This window comes from Paenarthrobacter aromaticivorans (assembly GCF_019038615.1).
GTDB classification, from domain to species: domain Bacteria; phylum Actinomycetota; class Actinomycetes; order Actinomycetales; family Micrococcaceae; genus Arthrobacter; species Arthrobacter aromaticivorans.
The window spans coordinates 209082-226901 of the sequence record NZ_JAHOPC010000005.1; the positions used below are offsets into that span (position 1 = coordinate 209082).

The 17820-nt window shown below is 62.1% G+C and carries 16 protein-coding genes; 10 read left to right on the forward strand and 6 right to left on the reverse strand.

The window, feature by feature from the left end:
- Window positions 1-291 precede the first annotated feature (291 nt).
- The 5 genes from KSW38_RS10790 (at window position 292) to KSW38_RS10810 (ending at window position 8041) form a co-directional block, all read left to right on the forward strand.
- Window positions 292-2343 (forward strand): hydantoinase/oxoprolinase family protein, encoded by a 2052-nt coding sequence (locus KSW38_RS10790; protein WP_216924921.1) that lies wholly within the window; start codon window positions 292-294, stop codon window positions 2341-2343.
- A 10-nt stretch (window positions 2344-2353) separates the two neighbouring features.
- Window positions 2354-4027 carry a hydantoinase B/oxoprolinase family protein gene (locus KSW38_RS10795; protein ID WP_216924922.1) on the forward strand — a complete coding sequence of 558 codons (1674 nt, stop codon included), beginning with the start codon at window positions 2354-2356 and terminating at the stop codon, window positions 4025-4027.
- A 46-nt stretch (window positions 4028-4073) separates the two neighbouring features.
- Entirely contained in the window at window positions 4074-4529 is a 456-nt protein-coding gene (locus KSW38_RS10800) for a GAF domain-containing protein (protein WP_216924923.1), read from the forward strand.
- 66 nt (window positions 4530-4595) lie between these two features.
- A complete protein-coding gene (locus KSW38_RS10805; RefSeq protein WP_216924924.1) occupies window positions 4596-5849 on the forward strand; it encodes a metal-dependent hydrolase family protein in 1254 nt (417 codons plus the stop codon).
- A 74-nt stretch (window positions 5850-5923) separates the two neighbouring features.
- Window positions 5924-8041: a thioredoxin domain-containing protein gene (locus KSW38_RS10810; protein WP_428982382.1), complete on the forward strand. Its 2118-nt coding sequence runs from the start codon at window positions 5924-5926 to the stop codon at window positions 8039-8041.
- Here the strand turns inward: KSW38_RS10810 and trhA are convergent.
- Complete coding sequence (gene trhA / locus KSW38_RS10815; protein ID WP_216924926.1) at window positions 8034-8675, reverse strand: PAQR family membrane homeostasis protein TrhA; 642 nt, start codon at window positions 8673-8675, stop codon at window positions 8034-8036. The genes KSW38_RS10810 and trhA overlap by 8 nt on opposite strands.
- A gap of 108 nt (window positions 8676-8783) precedes the next feature.
- On the opposite strand from trhA, the gene KSW38_RS10820 reads away from it, so the two are divergent.
- Both KSW38_RS10820 and phoH2 read left to right on the forward strand, forming a co-directional pair.
- Window positions 8784-9590 (forward strand): isoprenyl transferase, encoded by an 807-nt coding sequence (locus tag KSW38_RS10820; RefSeq protein WP_223948379.1) that lies wholly within the window; start codon window positions 8784-8786, stop codon window positions 9588-9590.
- Window positions 9591-9854: 264 nt separating this feature from the next.
- A complete protein-coding gene (gene phoH2, locus KSW38_RS10825; RefSeq protein WP_254186370.1) occupies window positions 9855-11216 on the forward strand; it encodes an RNA 5'-3' helicase PhoH2 in 1362 nt (453 codons plus the stop codon).
- 117 nt (window positions 11217-11333) lie between these two features.
- On the opposite strand, the gene KSW38_RS10830 is transcribed toward phoH2, so the two are convergent.
- Window positions 11334-11978 (reverse strand): GNAT family N-acetyltransferase, encoded by a 645-nt coding sequence (locus KSW38_RS10830; protein WP_216924928.1) that lies wholly within the window; start codon window positions 11976-11978, stop codon window positions 11334-11336.
- A 134-nt stretch (window positions 11979-12112) separates the two neighbouring features.
- The gene (locus KSW38_RS10835) at window positions 12113-12931 is read right to left on the reverse strand and encodes a hypothetical protein (RefSeq protein ID WP_428982381.1); all 819 of its coding nucleotides are present in this window, start codon (window positions 12929-12931) and stop codon (window positions 12113-12115) included.
- Window positions 12932-12993: 62 nt separating this feature from the next.
- On the opposite strand from KSW38_RS10835, the gene KSW38_RS10840 reads away from it, so the two are divergent.
- The 3 genes from KSW38_RS10840 (at window position 12994) to KSW38_RS10850 (ending at window position 14658) form a co-directional block, all read left to right on the forward strand.
- Window positions 12994-13539 carry a prepilin peptidase gene (locus KSW38_RS10840; RefSeq protein ID WP_216924929.1) on the forward strand — a complete coding sequence of 182 codons (546 nt, stop codon included), beginning with the start codon at window positions 12994-12996 and terminating at the stop codon, window positions 13537-13539.
- A 256-nt stretch (window positions 13540-13795) separates the two neighbouring features.
- Window positions 13796-14176 (forward strand): META domain-containing protein, encoded by a 381-nt coding sequence (locus tag KSW38_RS10845; RefSeq protein ID WP_216924930.1) that lies wholly within the window; start codon window positions 13796-13798, stop codon window positions 14174-14176.
- Window positions 14177-14181: 5 nt separating this feature from the next.
- Window positions 14182-14658 (forward strand): NUDIX hydrolase, encoded by a 477-nt coding sequence (locus KSW38_RS10850; protein ID WP_216924931.1) that lies wholly within the window; start codon window positions 14182-14184, stop codon window positions 14656-14658.
- A 191-nt stretch (window positions 14659-14849) separates the two neighbouring features.
- Here the strand turns inward: KSW38_RS10850 and KSW38_RS10855 are convergent, their stop codons facing one another.
- The 3 genes from KSW38_RS10855 to KSW38_RS10865 form a co-directional block, all read right to left on the reverse strand.
- A complete protein-coding gene (locus tag KSW38_RS10855; protein ID WP_216924932.1) occupies window positions 14850-16277 on the reverse strand; it encodes a class II fumarate hydratase in 1428 nt (475 codons plus the stop codon).
- Between the two features lie 87 nt (window positions 16278-16364).
- A complete protein-coding gene (locus tag KSW38_RS10860) occupies window positions 16365-16979 on the reverse strand; it encodes a carbonic anhydrase (protein WP_216924933.1) in 615 nt (204 codons plus the stop codon).
- Window positions 16980-17052: 73 nt separating this feature from the next.
- Window positions 17053-17736: a DUF4245 domain-containing protein gene (locus KSW38_RS10865; RefSeq protein WP_308169339.1), complete on the reverse strand. Its 684-nt coding sequence runs from the start codon at window positions 17734-17736 to the stop codon at window positions 17053-17055.
- Window positions 17737-17820: the final 84 nt, after the last annotated feature.

Sequence of the window (17820 nt, forward strand, 5' to 3'; positions counted from 1 at the left end):
GAACCGTCCGGATATCAAGGAATGCACCTCGGAGCAGCTCATCCAAGCCTCCACTCGGAGAGCGCATCCAAGCATCCCGCCGAGTGATTGCACTCACACTACGAACGAGGTGTGCTCAGGAGGTGTTCACTTTGCACTTTTCCGATAGGAGCATTTGGGCGCTCAGCACTTTTATGCACTCTGCCCTTCCAACGCCAGCAGAATCGTGCAGTATGCCCACCCTCTTGGTTGGCCCGGTATATAGCGTGTTTCCACGCACAAAGTGCCATTCCAAACCATGAGGAGATACACATGCCGAACTACAGGGTGTCGATGGATATCGGCGGAACCTTTACGGACATTGTGGCGTACGATCAGGACGCCGGAACCTACGCGGCTACGAAAGCCTCCACCACACCGGGCAACCTGAGTGCCGGTGTCATTGCAGGCCTTGAGTCGATAGTTGATGAACTCTCGGACATCGAATTCCTGGTCCACGGCACCACCCAGGGCCTGAATGCGTTCCTGGAACGCCGCGGAGTTCGCGTACTACTGCTGGCCACGGCCGGCATCGAGGACACCTATCACATTGCCCGCGGCCCCCGACTTGAGCTCTACAATGCTCAGTACCGCAAGCCCGCCCCGTTGGTCGAGCGTAAGGACGTCATTGGCGTCGGTGGCAGGCTGGACAGTCAAGGCCAGGAACTCGTGCCGTTGGACGAAGCGGCAGTCCGTCAAGCAGCGCGCAGGGCAGCGGAGGAGGGCTACGGCGCCGTCGCCGTCGGGTTCCTGTTCAGCTACAAGAACCCCTCGCACGAACTCAGGGCCCGCGAAATCCTGATCGAGGAACTCGGGGAGGATTTCACAGTCTCCCTTTCGCACGAAGCAGCCAAGGAATGGCGCGAATACGAGCGGACCTCCTCCGCCGTCGTCGAGGCCTACACGGGGCCGGTGGTACGCAACTACCTTTTGGACCTGGAAGAGAAACTCGCCGACCGGGGCGTGGAAGCACCGCTGCACATCATGCAGTCCTCCGGCGGCGTCCTCACCGCCGAGTCCGCTCGTAAGCGGCCGCTGCAGACGCTGCTTTCCGGCCCGGTCGGGGGGGCCATGGGCGATGTCGAACTGGCGGGTGTCTCGGGAAACCGCAACCTCATCGGTGTGGATATGGGCGGCACTTCCTTTGACGTTTCCTTGGTAGTTGACGGCAAGCCGGACGTCTCAACGGAGGCGCACCTGGAAGGCCTGCCGATGCTCATGAGCGTTGTTAACATCCACACCGTCGGCGCCGGCGGCGGCTCCGTCGCTTGGCTCGAAGCCGGCGGCCTGCGGGTCGGACCGCGTTCCGCCGGAGCCAACCCCGGACCGGCTTGCTACGGCCGCGGCGGCACAGAACCCACCGTTACTGATGCCAACCTGGTGCTCGGCCGCGTGGACCCCGACTGGTTCGCCGGCGGACAGGTCGCCTTGGACCGTGAAGCCGCAATCACAGCCCTGAAAACAGTAGGCGACCAGCTCGGCCTGGACCCCATCGCCATGGCCGAAGGCATCTGCGACGTCGCGAACTCACAGATGGCCCAAGCGATCCGGACCATCACCATTTCCCGCGGCATCGAACCCAGGGACTTCGCCCTCGTGGCCTTTGGCGGAGCCGGACCCATGCACGCGGTCTTCCTCGCCAGGGAACTCGGCATCCCGGAAACGGTCGTTCCCCGCTTCCCCGGTGCTTTCTCCGCCTGGGGCATGTTGCAAACCAACATCCGCAAGGACTTTTCCGAACCCTACTTCTACCTCGACGAAGACATTGATGTGGCAGACATGGCCGGCATCCTCCGCTCCATGGAAGTCGAAGGCCTGTCTTCACTGGTCTCGGAAGGGGTCCCGGAGGAAAGCCGGGCCACGAAGGCGTCCGTGGACGTCCGCTATCAGTCGCAGGAGTTCTCCTTGAACGTTCCGCTGACATCAGCTGACGAACCGGAGTCACCTGACTTCGTTGCCAACCTCGCTGTCCGCTTCTCTGCGATGTACCACGAGCGCTACGGCCACTCCAACCTTGGTGCCCCGATCGAAATCGTCACCCTGCGGACGCAGGCTGTCGGGGATCTGGGACGGCTGGAAGCTCCGAGCTACGTCACCGCACAGGGCCCTGAGTTCAAGCACGAAATCCGCCAGGTGGTCTTTGACCACGTTGAGCACAGCACCACCGTAGTCCGCCGTGACGATCTCGGCGCCGGCCACACATTCGAAGGTCCCGCCATCATTGTGGAGCAGACCGCCACCACCGTCGTTCCCCCCGGGTTCAACGTCACGGTCGACGAGTTCGGCTCCCTGGTCATCCGCTCTGAAGACGTCGAAGAAAACTGAGGCACCAAAAATGACAATTGCAGCAGTCAAAACACTGGATCCCGTCACCGTGGAAATCATCCGCAACGCGCTGACCAGCGCCGCGGATGACATGAACGCCACCCTGATCCGCTCCGCTTACTCACCCATCCTCTACGAGGGCGGGGACTGCGTGGTGGCTCTCCTGGACACCGAACACCGCGTGCTCGGACAGTCCGCAGGCCTGCCGCTCTTCCTAGGCAACCTGGAAACTTGTTCCATCGCTGTGGAGGAAATGTACGGCCGCGCGGTCTGGCAGGAAGGGGACATCTGGATCCTCAACGACTCATACCTGGGCGGCACGCACCTGAACGATGTGACCATTTTTGCGCCGATCTTCGACGATGGAGAGGTTGTCGGATTCGCGGCGACCCGTGCGCACTGGATGGACATGGGGTCTAAAGATGTCGGAGGCTCGATGGACTCGACCGACATTTTCCAAGAGGGGTTCAGGATGGGGCCGGTCAAATTGGTCGAGGCAGGTGTTGAGACCTCTGTTGTGGACCTGATTCGGACCAACGTGCGATTCCCGTACCAGACCATTGGTGATATGCATGCCATGATCGCAGCCCTCCGGATGGGCACCACCCGGATGAAGGAGCTTGTGGGCCGGTACGGCATGGAGCAGCTGGATGCCGCCCGGGATGAGATCTTCCGCCAAACGGAAGAAATCGAGCGCATGACCGTACGCAACATTCAAGACGGGGTGTACGAAGCTGAGGGCTTCCTGGACAACGACGGTATCAATCTGGACACTCCAATTGAGATCAAGCTGCGGATCACCGTAGCCGGCGACACCATTGACTTCGACGTCACCGGATCGGCGGACCAGACCATGGGCCCGGTGAACTGTGGTGCCGCCCAGGCCGTCTCGGCACTGCGCGTGGGCTACAAGCTCCTCGTCAGCCCGGAGTCCAACTCCAACGGTGGTTCCTTCCGGCCAATGACCACCCAGGTGCGGTCCGGCTCAGTGCTCGGCGCCGTGACTCCAGCCCCGTGCCAGTGGTATTTCTCCCACCTTGGGCTGCTGATCGACCTCGTTTCCAAGGCCATGGCCCCCGCCATGCCCGAACGTGTCGCCAGCGCCAGCCACGGTGACTCGATGATCATCACCGCCGCCGGTTTCGACACCCGTTTCGGCCGGAACTTCGTCACTATGGAAGCCACACTTGGAGGCTGGGGTGCGTGGCAGGGAACCGATGGTGAATCCGCCATGATCAACAATGTCAACGGCTCACTCAAGGACCTGCCCATCGAGATGCTGGAGACCCGCTACCCGTTCCGGATCAACGAGTACTCCATCCGCCCCAACTCCGGCGGCCCCGGCCAGTACCGCGGCGGCAACGGCGTGGTACGCGAATACGAATTCCTGGCCGACTGCGTGGTAGGGCTCTGGTTCGAACGGTCAAAGACCCCGGCCTGGGGGCTCTTCGGCGGATCGGACGCCCAGGGCCCGGAAGTTGTGATCAACCCCGGCCGCGCTGATGAGGTTCGCACGCTGAAAGCGAACGCCCGCAAGGTCAAGGCCGGCGACGTCGTCCGCCTCGCCGTAGGAGGTGGTGGCGGCTTCGGAGACGTCTCCAAGCGCTCCCGCGAGGACATCACCTACGACATCGTCAACGGTTTCATCACCGAGGACTTCGCCAAGACGCACTACGGCTACTAAGCACCACCAGCAGCAAATAGGTTCCGATCAGGAAAGAAAGGACTCCATGAGTTCCCAGTTTGAATCCTTCGACGACGTGTACGCGAACGCCCGGAAAGTAGTCGGCGTCACTCTCTTTACCGTCTCAGTCATCGCCGACGATGGCACCAGCATGGCACGCGTGTACACCACCCATCCCGATGTTTATCCGGTAGGTGGGAAGAAGACCCTCGCCGGGGACACGAACGCGGTGTGGCTGGAGCAGGTGCTCAAGGGACAGCAGCCGTTCTTGGGGGTGGATAAGGAAGCGGTCCGTGCATTCTTCTTTGATTCGGCAATGATCGAGTCATTGGGCTGCGGGGCCATCGTCAACGTTCCGGTGGTGAGCAACGGCCAGACTATCGGTTCCATGAACTTCCTCGCCCCTGAGGGCAGCTACGACCAGAATTCGGTCGACTCAGCCGTGGACGTCGCACGGCGGTCCGTCCATCTGCTCGAAGAAGCCCTCACCACCGCCAGCTAGTTCATTCGCGGGCGGGCACCACGATTGGGGGGCCCGCCCGCGGGGGACAACAGGAAGGAAACAGACGTGACAACACCGGAAAGCTTGACAATACGGAACGCCCTAATCTTCGACGGCGAATCACCTGACCTGATTGAGGGCTCCGTCAGCATCCGGGATGGCCGGATCACCGCCGTAGGGCGGGAGGTTGAAACGAGCGGTGTTGTCCATGACGCCCGGGGCCGAACCGTGATTCCAGGACTTATCGATGCGCATTTTCATGCATACGCACTCAGCCTGACTTCCGCCACGAACGAGACTGGGCCATTGAGCTATTCCGCACTTGCCGGGGCAAGGCGTCTCGCGGCGACACTGCTCCGCGGGTTCACTTCGGTACGTGACGTAGCCGGTGGTGACGTTGGCCTTGCCAGCGCCATCGAGGAAGGTCTGTGCCCTGGTCCACGCTACTTCTTCACCGGCCCGGCGCTGAGCCAGACAGGCGGCCACGGCGATATCCGGGCCGCGAACAATGGCGGATGCTTCCATGGCGGGCACATGTGCGAGGTGGTGGACGGCGCCGATAACCTGCTGCTGGCCGTGCGTCACCGATTCCGCACAGGCGCCTCCGCCATAAAGCTAATGACCTCCGGAGGGGTCGTTTCACCGGTCGATCCGATTCGGGTTCCGCAGTACAGCGCGGAGGAAATCCGCGTCGTAACAGAAGAGGCTTCCCGCCGGGGCAGCTACGCCACGGCTCACGCATATTCCCCGGAGGCCATTCGCCATTCAGTACTTAACGGGGTCCGCTGCATCGAGCACGGCAACCTGCTGGACGCTGAAACGGCGAAGCTAATGGCTGACAACGACGTTTATCTGGTCCCCACCTTGGTGACCTACGAAGCCATGGAACGCCGCGGTAAGGATGTCGGCCTTACCGAAGTGGGAGCGGCCAAGAACCGGGAAGTGCTGGAGGCGGGGAAGAATGCCGTGGCACTGGCGCGGGATGCCGGGGTCCGGATCGGGTTCGGAACAGACCTCATGGGTGACCTGGAGGATGAGCAACTGGCCGGACTCCGTCTGCAGTGCGAAGCCCTTGGCGTGTATGGCGCACTCCGGTCGGCAACGTCAACCAACGCCGCCCTGCTTCGGCGCGATGACCTTGGACGCATCACCCGCGGGTCCTGCGCGGACTTGGTGGTGCTGGACGGGAATCCCTTCCATGAACCCTCGATTCTCTGGGACGAAAGCAAGACACGTACCGTCATCAAGGACGGGCAGATCATCTCCACCGGGATCCTTCGGGGCGCGGCGGACTTGCCGTTGGACGTTCGGGTTGCCTAAGAAAGCAACAGACGGGTTGGGGCTCAAAGCCGCGTCATCAGCTCACTGGGCCGCTGACGCGGCTCTGAGCGATGATGGAAAATGTGAACAGACTTGCCAGCGCCTACAGCAGCTATCTCCTGCAGCACAAGGACAATCCGGTGGATTGGTTTCCGTTCGGGGATGAAGCTTTTGCGCTTGCTGCTGCCCGTGACGTTCCGGTCTTCCTCTCCATCGGATATGCGGCCTGCCACTGGTGCCACGTTATGGCCCACGAATCCTTCGAGGACCAAGAAACCGCCGATTACCTGAATGCCCACTTCGTGCCCGTCAAAGTGGACCGCGAGGAACGCCCGGACGTCGATTCCGTCTACATGACGGCCACGCAGGCCATCAGCGGCGAAGGTGGCTGGCCAATGTCCGTCTTCCTGACTCCCGAGGGCCTCGCGTTCCATGCAGGCACCTATTTCCCGCCCGTTCCTTTGCCTGGTCGCCCCTCCTTCCGGAACGTACTTGAGGCGGTCCACGAGGCGTGGATGGAACGCCGTGAAGCTGTTGAACAGAACGCCAGGGGGCTCGCCGCGAACATGGCCAATGCTCAGCTGTCCTCTGCCGTTCGCCTTGATGGGCCGCCCGAGGTACTTGATGCCCAACTGCTTTCGGATGCCGTAAGGGTTTTGGCTCGCTCTGAAGACCCCGACGCCGGTGGGTTTGGCAGCTCCCCGAAGTTCCCGCCGTCGGCGGTTCTTGAGTTCCTGATCCGCCACGCAGCGGCACCGCCGGAGACGGCGAAGGATGCGCGGGACATGGCTGGACGGGCGCTGGCCGGGATGGCACGTTCCGCCTTGTGCGACCAGCTCGACGGCGGTTTCGCCCGCTATTCGGTCACAGCGGATTGGTCGGTGCCACACTTCGAGAAAATGCTCTACGACAATGCCCAGCTCCTGCGTATCTACGCCCACTGGGTGCGGCTCGGCGGCAATGAGGCGCTCTCCCCTGGGGAGGCAGCGGAGACAGCATCCAGGTGCGCGGACTGGATGCTGGCTTCACTGGGGCTGCCTAGTGGTGGACTGGCTTCATCCTTGGACGCCGACACCGTGGTGGACGGCGTGCACCATGAGGGTGCGGCCTACCTTTGGACTCCCGGGTCCTTGCAGAAGGTACTCGGACAGGGTGACGCCGAAGACGTGGCCCGGATGATGAACATTGGTGACCAAGGAACGGTTTCCGAATTGGGATCTCCGTTGCATCCCGGACGACCCCTTTCGGCTTCCGAATCCACGCTGTGGCGCCGCGTCAGGCCCACGCTCCTGGCCGTCCGCGATCTCCGGAACCAGCCTGCCCGGGACGAGAAAGTTGTGGCAGGTTGGAACGGGCTCGCGATCGCGGGGCTTGCCGAGGCCGGAGCGGTGCTGGACAGGCCGGACCTCGTCGCTGCCGCACAGGACGTCGCTGAGTACCTTGAGGACGTACATTGGGATGCCGGGAACGGGCTGCTGATCCGCGTCTCGCACGATTCCAAGGCCCGGGGGATCGGAGGACTCCTGGAAGATTACGCGTTCTGCGCTGAGGGCATGTTCGCCCTGTACGCCGTGACGGGGGTAAGGCGTTGGTACCGCCTCGCGGAACAACTCATCCGGGCCGCTGAAGCGCGTTTTGTAGAGAACGGACACCTTGCCGATTCAGCCGGGGAGTCTGCGCAGGTTTTCAACGCCCAAGGCCAACGCGCCGCCCTTGATCCATTCGACAATGCTGCCCCCAGCGGCGCTGCCGGATTTGCCGGAGTGCTGCTGACGTATTCCGCATATTCAGGCTCACACGATCACCGACTCATGGCCGGGAACATCCTGGGGTTGCTTCCTCCACTGGCCACGCGCGCGCCCCGCGCCGCCGGTTGGCTCCTGGCCACGGCGCAAGCGGCGCTGGCCGGCCCGGTGGAGGCCGCCGTCGCTGGTGCCGACTCATCCCTGCGGCAGGAACTGCACGGCGCGCTTTTGAAGTCCGCCAGCCCCGGCCTCGTTGTCGCCTTGCAAGAGGACGACGCCGCGTCCCCGGCTGGTGAGGGTGAGGTTCCGCTGCTGATTCATCGCACTGGTGCGCCAAACGGCTCGCCACAAGTGTATTTGTGCCGGGATATGGTGTGCGAAAGGCCTGTGGGAACCGTTGCCGAGGTGCAATCGATGCTGGCGCGAATGACCCCAGGCGCTAGCTGAGCACAGCCATCATGATGGCGATGAAGTGGGCCGCGAACGCCAGGACAGTGAACGCATGGAAGAGTTCGTGGAACCCAAAGTGTTGGACGCTGAAATTTGGCTTCTTAATGGCATAGAAGACCGCGCCGGCTATGTATAGCGCGCCGCCCACGCAGATGAGGATGGCAGAAGCCGCATTCGCCGCGAAGAACTGGGGGAGGTAAAAGAGTGCCCCGCAGCCCAAGGCAATGTAGATCGGGACATATAACCAACGAGGAGCGTCTGTCCAAATCACCCTGAACAGCACCCCGGCGATGGCCGCGGACCAGATAATCCACAACAACGTGACGGCTTGGGAGCGTTCAAGAAGCGACCAAGCCAGCGGCGTATAGCTTCCGGCGATCACCAACATGATGTTCGTATGATCCAGGCGCTTGAGCACCAGCCGGGTCTTCGGGGACCAGTTTCCGCGATGGTAAACAGCGCTGACACCAAAGAGGAGGACGCCTGTTACCGCATAGATCGTGGAGGTGATTTTTCGGTCGGCTGTGGGGGCAAGCGCCACTAGGACGATTCCGGCAGCGAGGGCGAAGGGGGCGGCAACGGTGTGGATCCAACCACGCCATGCGGGCTTGATAGTGAGCAGCTCGGCCATCGTTAAAGAGTAACCTACGCTTCGGTAAGTTACTGAAAAGTAACTCTGGTTGGATGTGAATGCGACCCGGCCATGCACCTGCGAGGCACCTCGGGAAGGTAGCCTTGGATGTGCGCCGTCGTCGTAAGAGCAAGGAAGTCAGGTGAAAGTCCGGTGGAGCTGCCCGGTTTCCTCTATGGCTTCTACGAGCGCCAACTCCTTCGCTCCCTGAAGCAGGACCGCATCCCCAGGCACATCGGTGTCATGGTGGATGGCAACCGCAGGTGGGCCCGTCAGTTCAACGCGCCGACCAGCCAGGGACACCAGGCCGGCGCCGACAAAATCCACGAGTTCCTCGGCTGGTGCCAGGAGCTTGGCGTCAAAGTAGTGACGCTGTACATGCTCTCCACGGACAACATGAACCGCTCCGGCGAAGAGCTTGACCTGCTCATGGGCATCATCGCCAACACCATGGACCGGCTGGATGAAAATGAGGACGTCTCCGTGCATGCCATGGGCGCGCCAGAGCTCCTCCCGGACTACCTCGCCGATCGCCTGAACAAGCTGACCGCCCGGACCCCTGTCCATGAAAAAATCCATGTGAACGTGGCAGTCGGCTATGGTGGGCGGCGTGAAATCGTCGATGCCGTGAAGGAACTCCTCCGCGACGCCGTCGCCAAGGGGCGGACCATGTCCGACGTCGCAGATGAACTTTCGGTGGACGACATCTCAAGGTTCCTTTACACGCGCGGCCAGCCGGATCCGGACCTTGTCATCCGCACTTCCGGTGAGCAGCGGCTCTCCGGATTCCTGATGTGGCAGAGCGCCTACAGCGAGTTCTACTTCTGCGAAGCCCTCTGGCCGGCATTCCGGAAGGTTGATTTCCTGCGCGCCCTCCGTGACTACGCTGGCCGGCAGCGTCGCTTCGGCTCCTAGAAGCGGGCCGGTTCACCGAAATTTAACGATCCGGACATGCGACTTGCCGACGAAGGATTGCGGAAATGAATGTGTCCGGGATTACGTTAATCCCATCAGCAGGCAAAACCGCCCGCTGATCGGGGAGGCCAGTAGATGGAGCGAACTATCGCACCAGTTACATGGGAGGCCACGCCCGGCCTTCCGGCCGAGCCGCTTCACCATTAGGCCGGGCGACCGCCCGGGGCTGGAGTCGATGTGGCTATTTCAGAGCAACTGCCCACAATGGTTTCTGACGGGGAAAGTGCAGCTACCTCTCGCGCCAAACGGGTTTCATCGGGGGAACGGACAGCATCGTCTGCAGTGGGCCGCAGCTATGTGATCGATACATCCGTCTTGCTCTCAGACCCGCACGCACTGCTGCGATTCGCCGAGCACGAAGTCATCGTCCCAATCGTGGTCATCAGCGAACTTGAAGGCAAACGCCACGATCCCGAACTAGGGTATTTTGCCCGCAAAGCCTTGCGGCTACTGGATGACCTCCGAATCGAACATGGCGGACTGGACCACGCAATACCCATTGGCGCCGACGGAGGCATGCTCCGGGTAGAGATGAACCACATTTCCACGGAAGTCCTTCCCGCAGGCTTCCGGGGCGGGGACAATGACAGCCGCATCCTGGCCGTAGCGAAGAACCTGGCAAACGAGGGTCACAACGTCACCGTGGTGTCCAAGGACCTTCCCATGCGCGTCAAAGCATCCGCCATGGGATTGCACGCAGACGAATACCGCAACGAACTCGTCAAGGATTCAGGCTGGACCGGCATGGCCGAAGTGGAAGCCGGTGAAGAGGAAATCGCCACGCTTTACGGTCACGAACCCGTTTTCATCCCTGCCGCCGCTGAACTTCCCGTGAACACCGGTCTTGTCCTCCTGTCCAACCGCGGCTCGGCGCTCGGCCGCGTGGGGGCCGACAAACAGGTCCGCCTGGTCAAGGGTGACCGTGATGTCTTCGGGCTCCATGGCCGTTCGGCGGAACAACGGCTCGCCATCGACCTCCTCATGGATCCCGCAGTGGGCATTGTCTCCATCGGTGGGCGAGCCGGCACCGGCAAATCCGCGCTGGCACTCTGTGCGGGCCTCGAAGCCGTCCTGGAGCGCCGCGAACACCGCAAGGTGGTCGTCTTCCGACCCCTCTACGCTGTAGGCGGCCAGGAACTGGGATACCTCCCAGGGTCTGAATCGGAAAAGATGAACCCTTGGGCACAGGCCGTTTTCGACACACTCGGTGCATTGGTCAGCCAGGAAGTCGTGGAAGAAGTCATGGACCGCGGCATGCTCGAAGTACTGCCGCTCACCCACATCCGAGGTCGCTCACTGCACGATGCCTTCGTCATCGTGGACGAGGCACAATCCTTGGAGAAGAACGTCCTCTTGACCGTGATGAGCCGCATCGGCCAGAACTCCAAGATCGTTCTCACCCATGACGTCGCCCAGCGCGACAACCTCCGAGTCGGCCGGCACGACGGCGTGGCCGCCGTCGTCGAAACCCTCAAGGGGCATCCGCTGTTTGGCCACATCACGCTCACCAGGTCCGAGAGGTCGCCAATTGCGGCCTTGGTGACGGAGCTGCTCGAAGGGGCGTAGCTCCCGCCCCCTCGACCAGGTGCCGTACCGGCAAAGGCCAGACATCCTCTGCGTGCTAGCTCGTTCCTCGCTTTTGACGCACGCTGCCGGATGTCTGGCCTTCGCCTTCGTTCCGGGTCACAGCCCCAGGTATGTTATTAGTTCTTCGTGGCCGTGGACTTTTAGGGTCCAGTTGGGGCGGTTGAAGGTTTTGGGGGTGAGGCGGACTCTTTGGACTTCTTCGACTTTCTCGCCCCAGCCGTCGCGGACGAGGCCGTTGAGTTCGTAGCCGAGACTCAGGGAGACGCCCAACGATTGCTTGTTCCAGGAGGCGGCTTCGGATTCGGCCACTTCCGCCTGCAGGTAATCGAACGCATAGCTTACGACGGCGGCACGCATCTCTTTGCCGATGCCGCGGCCTTGCGCGGACTGCTTGAGCCAGGATCCTGTGCTCACTGTCTTCAGGGTCTTGAAGTTTTTGGCGCCGAGGTCCTGGACTCCAAGGAATTCGTCGTCCTGCCATACTGCCAAGAGCAGGGTCCAGGAGTCTTTGGCGAAATTTGCCCTGCAGCGCCAGTACCACTGAGCCATGTTCGGGGCGAGCTCGTCGTCCGGGAGCTCTGCCCACGGGGTGCTGAACGGGCTCTTGCCGGGCTCGTGGACACCGGAACGGGCGGCAGCTACCGCGGCTGGGATGTCCTCATCCAGGATGGGCCGGATGGTAAGCCTCGGGGTGGTGAGGGTAAGTCCGAACGGGGGCCAGATGTCTGCCAGCGATGTCATCGCCGTAGCTTAGCCCGGCTGTCGAGGCCATGCGAGTCACAGAGCTGGTGACAGCCTATTGCGTGGTGGACCCGCTATCACGTTGTTGGCCAACCATGGAATAGCGGGTTCACAACGTTTCGTGGATGTGAAGGTCAGGCGGCGGGGCCGATGTCCCAGGAGATATGGCGCCGAACGTCGGTCAGGTTCATTGACTCGGCAAGGAAAAGATCGTCCAGCATGTATTCGTCAACGGCCAGGATCTTCAGCCAATGACCCTTGCCGGCCGTATCGCCGTCCAGGCTTTGGCTGGCGACGCAGACGCCTGTCCCGGCATCCACGCGGATCAGCGTCCGGCCCGGGTGGGCCAAGGGTTGGGCAGGATCCAAGGGCACGTAGGTTCGGCCACGGGTAACCACTGTTTCCAAGGCCATCCGTCCCTCATGATCTACTTCACGGGGCTCTTCCAAGGACACGGGGTTGGAATCCGGGAACTCCAGGGGGACGGGCGCATTGCCGGCAAGTTCCACCGGATCCAGTGCCGCAGCCAGCCGTCCGTTGCCAAAGGACGGTTCACCGTAGGCCGCCTCGGGGCGCCTTCGGACCAAGCCAGCGCCATCATAGACCGGGGTCACCAAGTGGGCGGGGAGTAACCAGGAGCGTCGCGTGGCACTGACGTAGAGGTCGTCACGGGAATCGTTGATGCCCGTGGTGCTGTGCAGCAGCTTTCCGTCAGGAGTCTCCAGCCGCAGCGCGCCGGGCCGCCTCAGCCATGCACGGACCAGATTGGCGCCAGTCCCAGGGCGTTCGAGGTATTCGAAACGGAGACTCGTCCACTTCCACGGTGAAGAGCGGCAGAGATTGCGGAATGTGGAGGACAAGTCCTGTGCCTGGCCGCCATGCCCGTTAGCTGGCGCAAAACCAGATCCGAAGTCCGGTCCGAAACCTGATCCACCTGCACTGTAGCGCGCCATATCCACAGTTTACCTACGCGTTCAACCCGGCCTCTGGACCAATTCGGGATAGCATCTGCAGGGTGATCCGACGACTCGCCGACCTCTGGGACGCCAGCCCGCTGGGCTTCTGGCTGGTGGTTCTTGCGTGCGCGTATTTCCTGGTGATGGCGGTGCGCCTGACCATTATTGATATCCGGAGCCATCTGCTGCCGAATCGGATCGTCTTTCCCTCCTATGCGGTGGGCGGGGTTCTGCTGCTGGGCGCTGCGGTTTTGGTGTTTGTTGGCGGCCCCGATGCTGGGCTGGATGCCTCGCTGTTCGGTATCCCCGGGCTCGGTGTGCTGTCCGGTGGCGGCGTCCTGTGGCTGTTCTACTTCCTGCTTCGTTTGGTCTATCCACCTGGTATGGGGTTCGGGGACGTGAAGCTGGCCGGAGTCCTTGGGTTATACCTCGGCTACCTCGGGTGGGCCCATGTCTTCGCGGGCACCTTCGCTGCTTTCTTGCTCGGCGGGTTGTGGAGCCTGGTGATCCTTGTGTCCAGGCGCGGCACGCTGGGTTCGGCTATCCCGTTCGGGCCCTTCATGCTGGCAGGAGCCTTGGTGAGCATGGTGCTTTTGCCTGCGTGATTCTTCCAAGTCGCCCCGCCCGGGACCAACTGCGGCCGAACTGCAACGCTTCCCGTATTCTGCGGGTTCACAAGGCTGCGGCATGCTTAGCCCAGATGGTTTGACGCGCTTAAGACACCTGGAGGGGGCTGCTGTGCAGAGGGGTAGTTTTTGGCCTGTGCCGAGTGTCGCCATGGCCTGCGCTTTGATGCTCTCGGGCTGCGGGCAATCGGGCAACGTTCCCGGTGCAACCCCTGGGGCCAGCATTCAACCGCTCATGACCCAGCAGCCGGAGCCCTTCTGCGAGGGCGGCCCGTTGGGTTGCTCCACCTTCACGTCGGTGCGCGGGAGCGATGCCACTGGAGACGTAGCGTGGCTTGGGACACAACCGCTGCGGATCAGCTCGACGCATGTCAACGGGGAGTGGACCCTACTGGTGAAGACACCGTGCAATGTGCTCAATGTGGAAGTCTCCGTCCAGGAAGATGTCTGGGCAACGCGTTCAATGGCCGCCTCGGCCATGGGCTGCCGGGAGCTTGAGGGAAGCTACGAGGCTTGGACCGTCAAGCTCTTTGAGCAGCCTGTCCAATGGAACGTCGACGACGGCGTGCTCGCGTTGAGCAACTCACACGCCACCATCGAATTGAAGGAAAGCTGACAACAATGGGCGCACCCGAATTTATCCTCAAGCTACGGGAGAAGATCGGGAATGATCCGCTCTGGTTGCCGGCGGTCAGGGGAGTAGTCTTCGACGACGATGGCCGGGTGCTGCTCTGCCAAAGGGCGGACAATCACCACTGGACAGTGATCACCGGCATCCTTGAACCGGGCGAGCATCCCGCTCCCGGACTGGTCAGGGAAATCTTTGAGGAGACGGCGGTTATGGCCGAAACTGAGCGGATCATCGGCGTCGGCGTTGTAGGTCCGGTGACCTTTCCGAATGGCGACGTCTGCGACTTCCTGGACATCACCTTCCGCTGCAGGTATGTCTCCGGCAATGCTCAGGTAAACGATGACGAATCGATCGCTGTTGGCTGGTTCGGCTTGGATGAACTGCCTGATATGAGCGAGGGGAACCTTCAGGCCATCAGGCTCGCCACGGAGCCCGAAGGCCCCGTGGCGTACCAGGAGGAGGACTAAGCTATTTGGCGCCGGCGTTGGCCGGAGTTTCAGCCGTGAGGGTGGTCAGCCGAGAAAGCGCAAAAGAGAGTTGAGTTTGTGTACAGCTGGGGCTTTTCGGCCGGAGGTGTACAACCCGGGTACGACGACGGCCGGCGCCTTTAGTGTGTAAGGTGCCGGCCGTCGTCGTGCTTTGGGTGTTAAGCCAGAGGTCAAGCCTTGTGGGCAGGGGAGGTCATGGTGGTGACGTCCAGGGCCTTGTCGAGTTCTGCCTCGGAGACCTTTCCTTCGCCTTCACCGACGAAGCCGAGCTTCTCGGTTGCCTGGCGGATAGTCAGGCCCTCCTTGACGGCGATCTTGGCGATCTTGGCGGCGTTCTCGTAACCGATGAACTTGTTCAGCGGGGTCACGATGGACGGGGAAGCCTCAGCCAGGAAGCGGGCACGCTCGACGTTGGCGGTGATGCCGTCGATCATCTTGTCGGCCATCACACGGCTGGTGTTGGCCAGCAGGCGGATGGACTCGAGCAGGTTGGCGGCCATGACGGGGATGCCGACGTTCAGTTCGAAGGCGCCGTTGGTGCCGGACCATGCGATAGCGGTGTCGTTGCCGATGACCTGGGCGCACACCATGATGGAGGCTTCGCAGATAACGGGGTTGACCTTGCCCGGCATGATCGAGGAGCCCGGCTGAAGGTCCGGGATGGCGATTTCGCCGAGGCCCGTGTTGGGGCCGGAACCCATCCAGCGGAGGTCGTTGTTGATCTTCATGAAGGAGATCGCGATGTTGCGCAGCTGGCTGGAGCCCTCGATGAGGCCGTCGCGGTTTGCCTGTGCTTCGAAGTGGTCGCGAGCTTCTGTCAACGGCAGGCCGGTGTCGGCTGCGAGCAGTTCGATGACGCGCTCCGGGAAGCCGGCAGGAGTGTTGATGCCGGTGCCAACAGCGGTGCCACCAAGGGGGACCTCGGCGACGCGGGGGAGTGCTGCGTTGATGCGCTCGATGCCGTAACGGACCTGGGCGGCGTAGCCACCGAACTCCTGGCCGAGCATTACCGGCGTGGCGTCCATGAGGTGGGTGCGGCCGGACTTGACGACGTCCTTGAACTCCGCGGCCTTACGGTCCAAAGATGCTGCCAGGTATTCCAGGGCCGGGATCAGGTCATTGATCAGGGCAGAGGTGGCGGCAACGTGGACGGACGTCGGGAACACATCGTTGGAGGACTGCGAAGCGTTCACATGGTCGTTGGGGTGAACCACCTTGTCGCTGCCCGCAGTTGCGAGGGCACGCGAAGCGAGCTCTGCGATGACCTCGTTGGTGTTCATGTTGGAGGACGTGCCAGATCCGGTCTGGAAGACGTCAATCGGGAAATCGCCGTCGTACTTGCCGGTGGCTACCTCATCGGCAGCTGCGGCGATTGCCTCGGCGAGCTCACCATCGAGCACCCCCAGTTCGGCGTTCGCCAGTGCAGCGGCCTTCTTGACGCGTGCAAGGGCTTCGATGTGAGTGCGCTCAAGCGTCTTGCCGGAGATAGGGAAGTTCTCCACAGCACGCTGCGTCTGGGCGCGGTACAGGGCGTTCACGGGGACGCGAACTTCGCCCATCGTGTCATGTTCAATACGGAACTCAGTGGTGGAAGTCATGGGGCTAGCTTAGGGCGATTGGGGGTCGCATCGAAAACCCGGGAGGGAGTGCTACGTGCTCCGGCGCGGAGGCCGGAGCACGGTCCACTAAAGCTTGCCGATCCCGGAAACGAGGGCCGCACGGCCTTCATCGAGCTTGTAGGACAGGCCCACCACAGCCACGCGGCCGTCGTCGATGGCGTCCGAAATCACACGTGAGCTGTCGGCCAGCCTCGCTGAGGTTTGCTTGACGTGCTCCACCACCATGTCGTTGACGTCTTCCTGTTCGTTGCGCAGGGAAGTCAGTACGGACGGGGTGATGCGTTCCACGAGATCGCGGATGAAGCCAGCGGGCATCTCTCCGGTTTGCACGGCGGCCTTGGTAGCCGTGACGGCTCCGCAGCTGTCGTGGCCAAGGATGACGATCAGTGGAACACGAAGCTCAGCAATGCTGTATTCAAGGGAACCGAGGACGGCGTCGTCGATCACCTGGCCTGCGGTGCGCACCACAAAGGCGTCGCCCAACCCGAGATCGAAGATAATCTCGGCCGCGAGGCGGGAGTCGGAGCAGCCAAAGATGACAGCGAAGGGGTTCTGGTTCTCGATGAGTGATGAGCGTCGGGACGCGTCCTGGTTCGGGTGCAGGGATTCACCGGCAACAAAACGTTCGTTGCCCTCTTGAAGGCGGCGCCAGGCAAGGGCGGGAGTCAGATATGTAGGCACCTGATTACTTTACGGCCCGGAGGTGGCGGGCCGTAAAACTGTTGCGCTGCGTGTGCTTATTGCGCTGGTGTGCTTATGAGGACGGCGCTGCAGATTCGGAAGCCGCAGCGGCTTGGTCCGCGGACTTCACCACGGCGGCGGCGAGCGTGGCGAACTCTTCAAGGTTCGCCGTGCCGTTCAGGATGATGGTGGTTCCGCGGTAGTTGAGCACCATGCTGCGCTTGTCCTTGCCGGAATCGTGGAGCTCCCAATCCTGGCCACCGGCGTTGCGGGTGCCGGTTACTGGCATGTTGCCAGTCTGCTGCAGCACCCACGTGGGATTCGCTTTGGTGGTCTGGGTAAGGCCGATGAAGGCTTCCTTGGGAGTCAGGTAGCCAACCTCCCAGGTGGGCACGCCCGTGCCGGTGCCCGATTCCCAACGGGCGTAGTTCGGCTTGAATGTGTCGCCGGTTTCCGGCGTGACGGGTGTGAATCCCGCCACATCGGCAGCGTTGCGGGCTATGGAAGCAACGTCAACGGGGGGCCGAAAGCCCTCGCCCTTCGGTGCAGGGTTCATCAAGACAATGGGAAGGAATGCGAGGACACACAGCACCAGGGCAATGATCATGCCAATGACCGAGGCATTGGCGCGCTTGGCCGCTTTTGCCGGAATGACGGGTTTATAAGGGGCATCCATAGCGTCCGGGGCGCCGTTGGGGTTTGCCTCTGCAGCCTTGGGCTGGTTGCCGGCAGCGGGCTTGTCCTGCGTTTCACTCACACCTCCATAGTCCCTCATCCCGGCTGTGAACACACAACCGGGAACCTCACCGCGGGAATTGCCGGCCGTGGTCATCCAGCGACT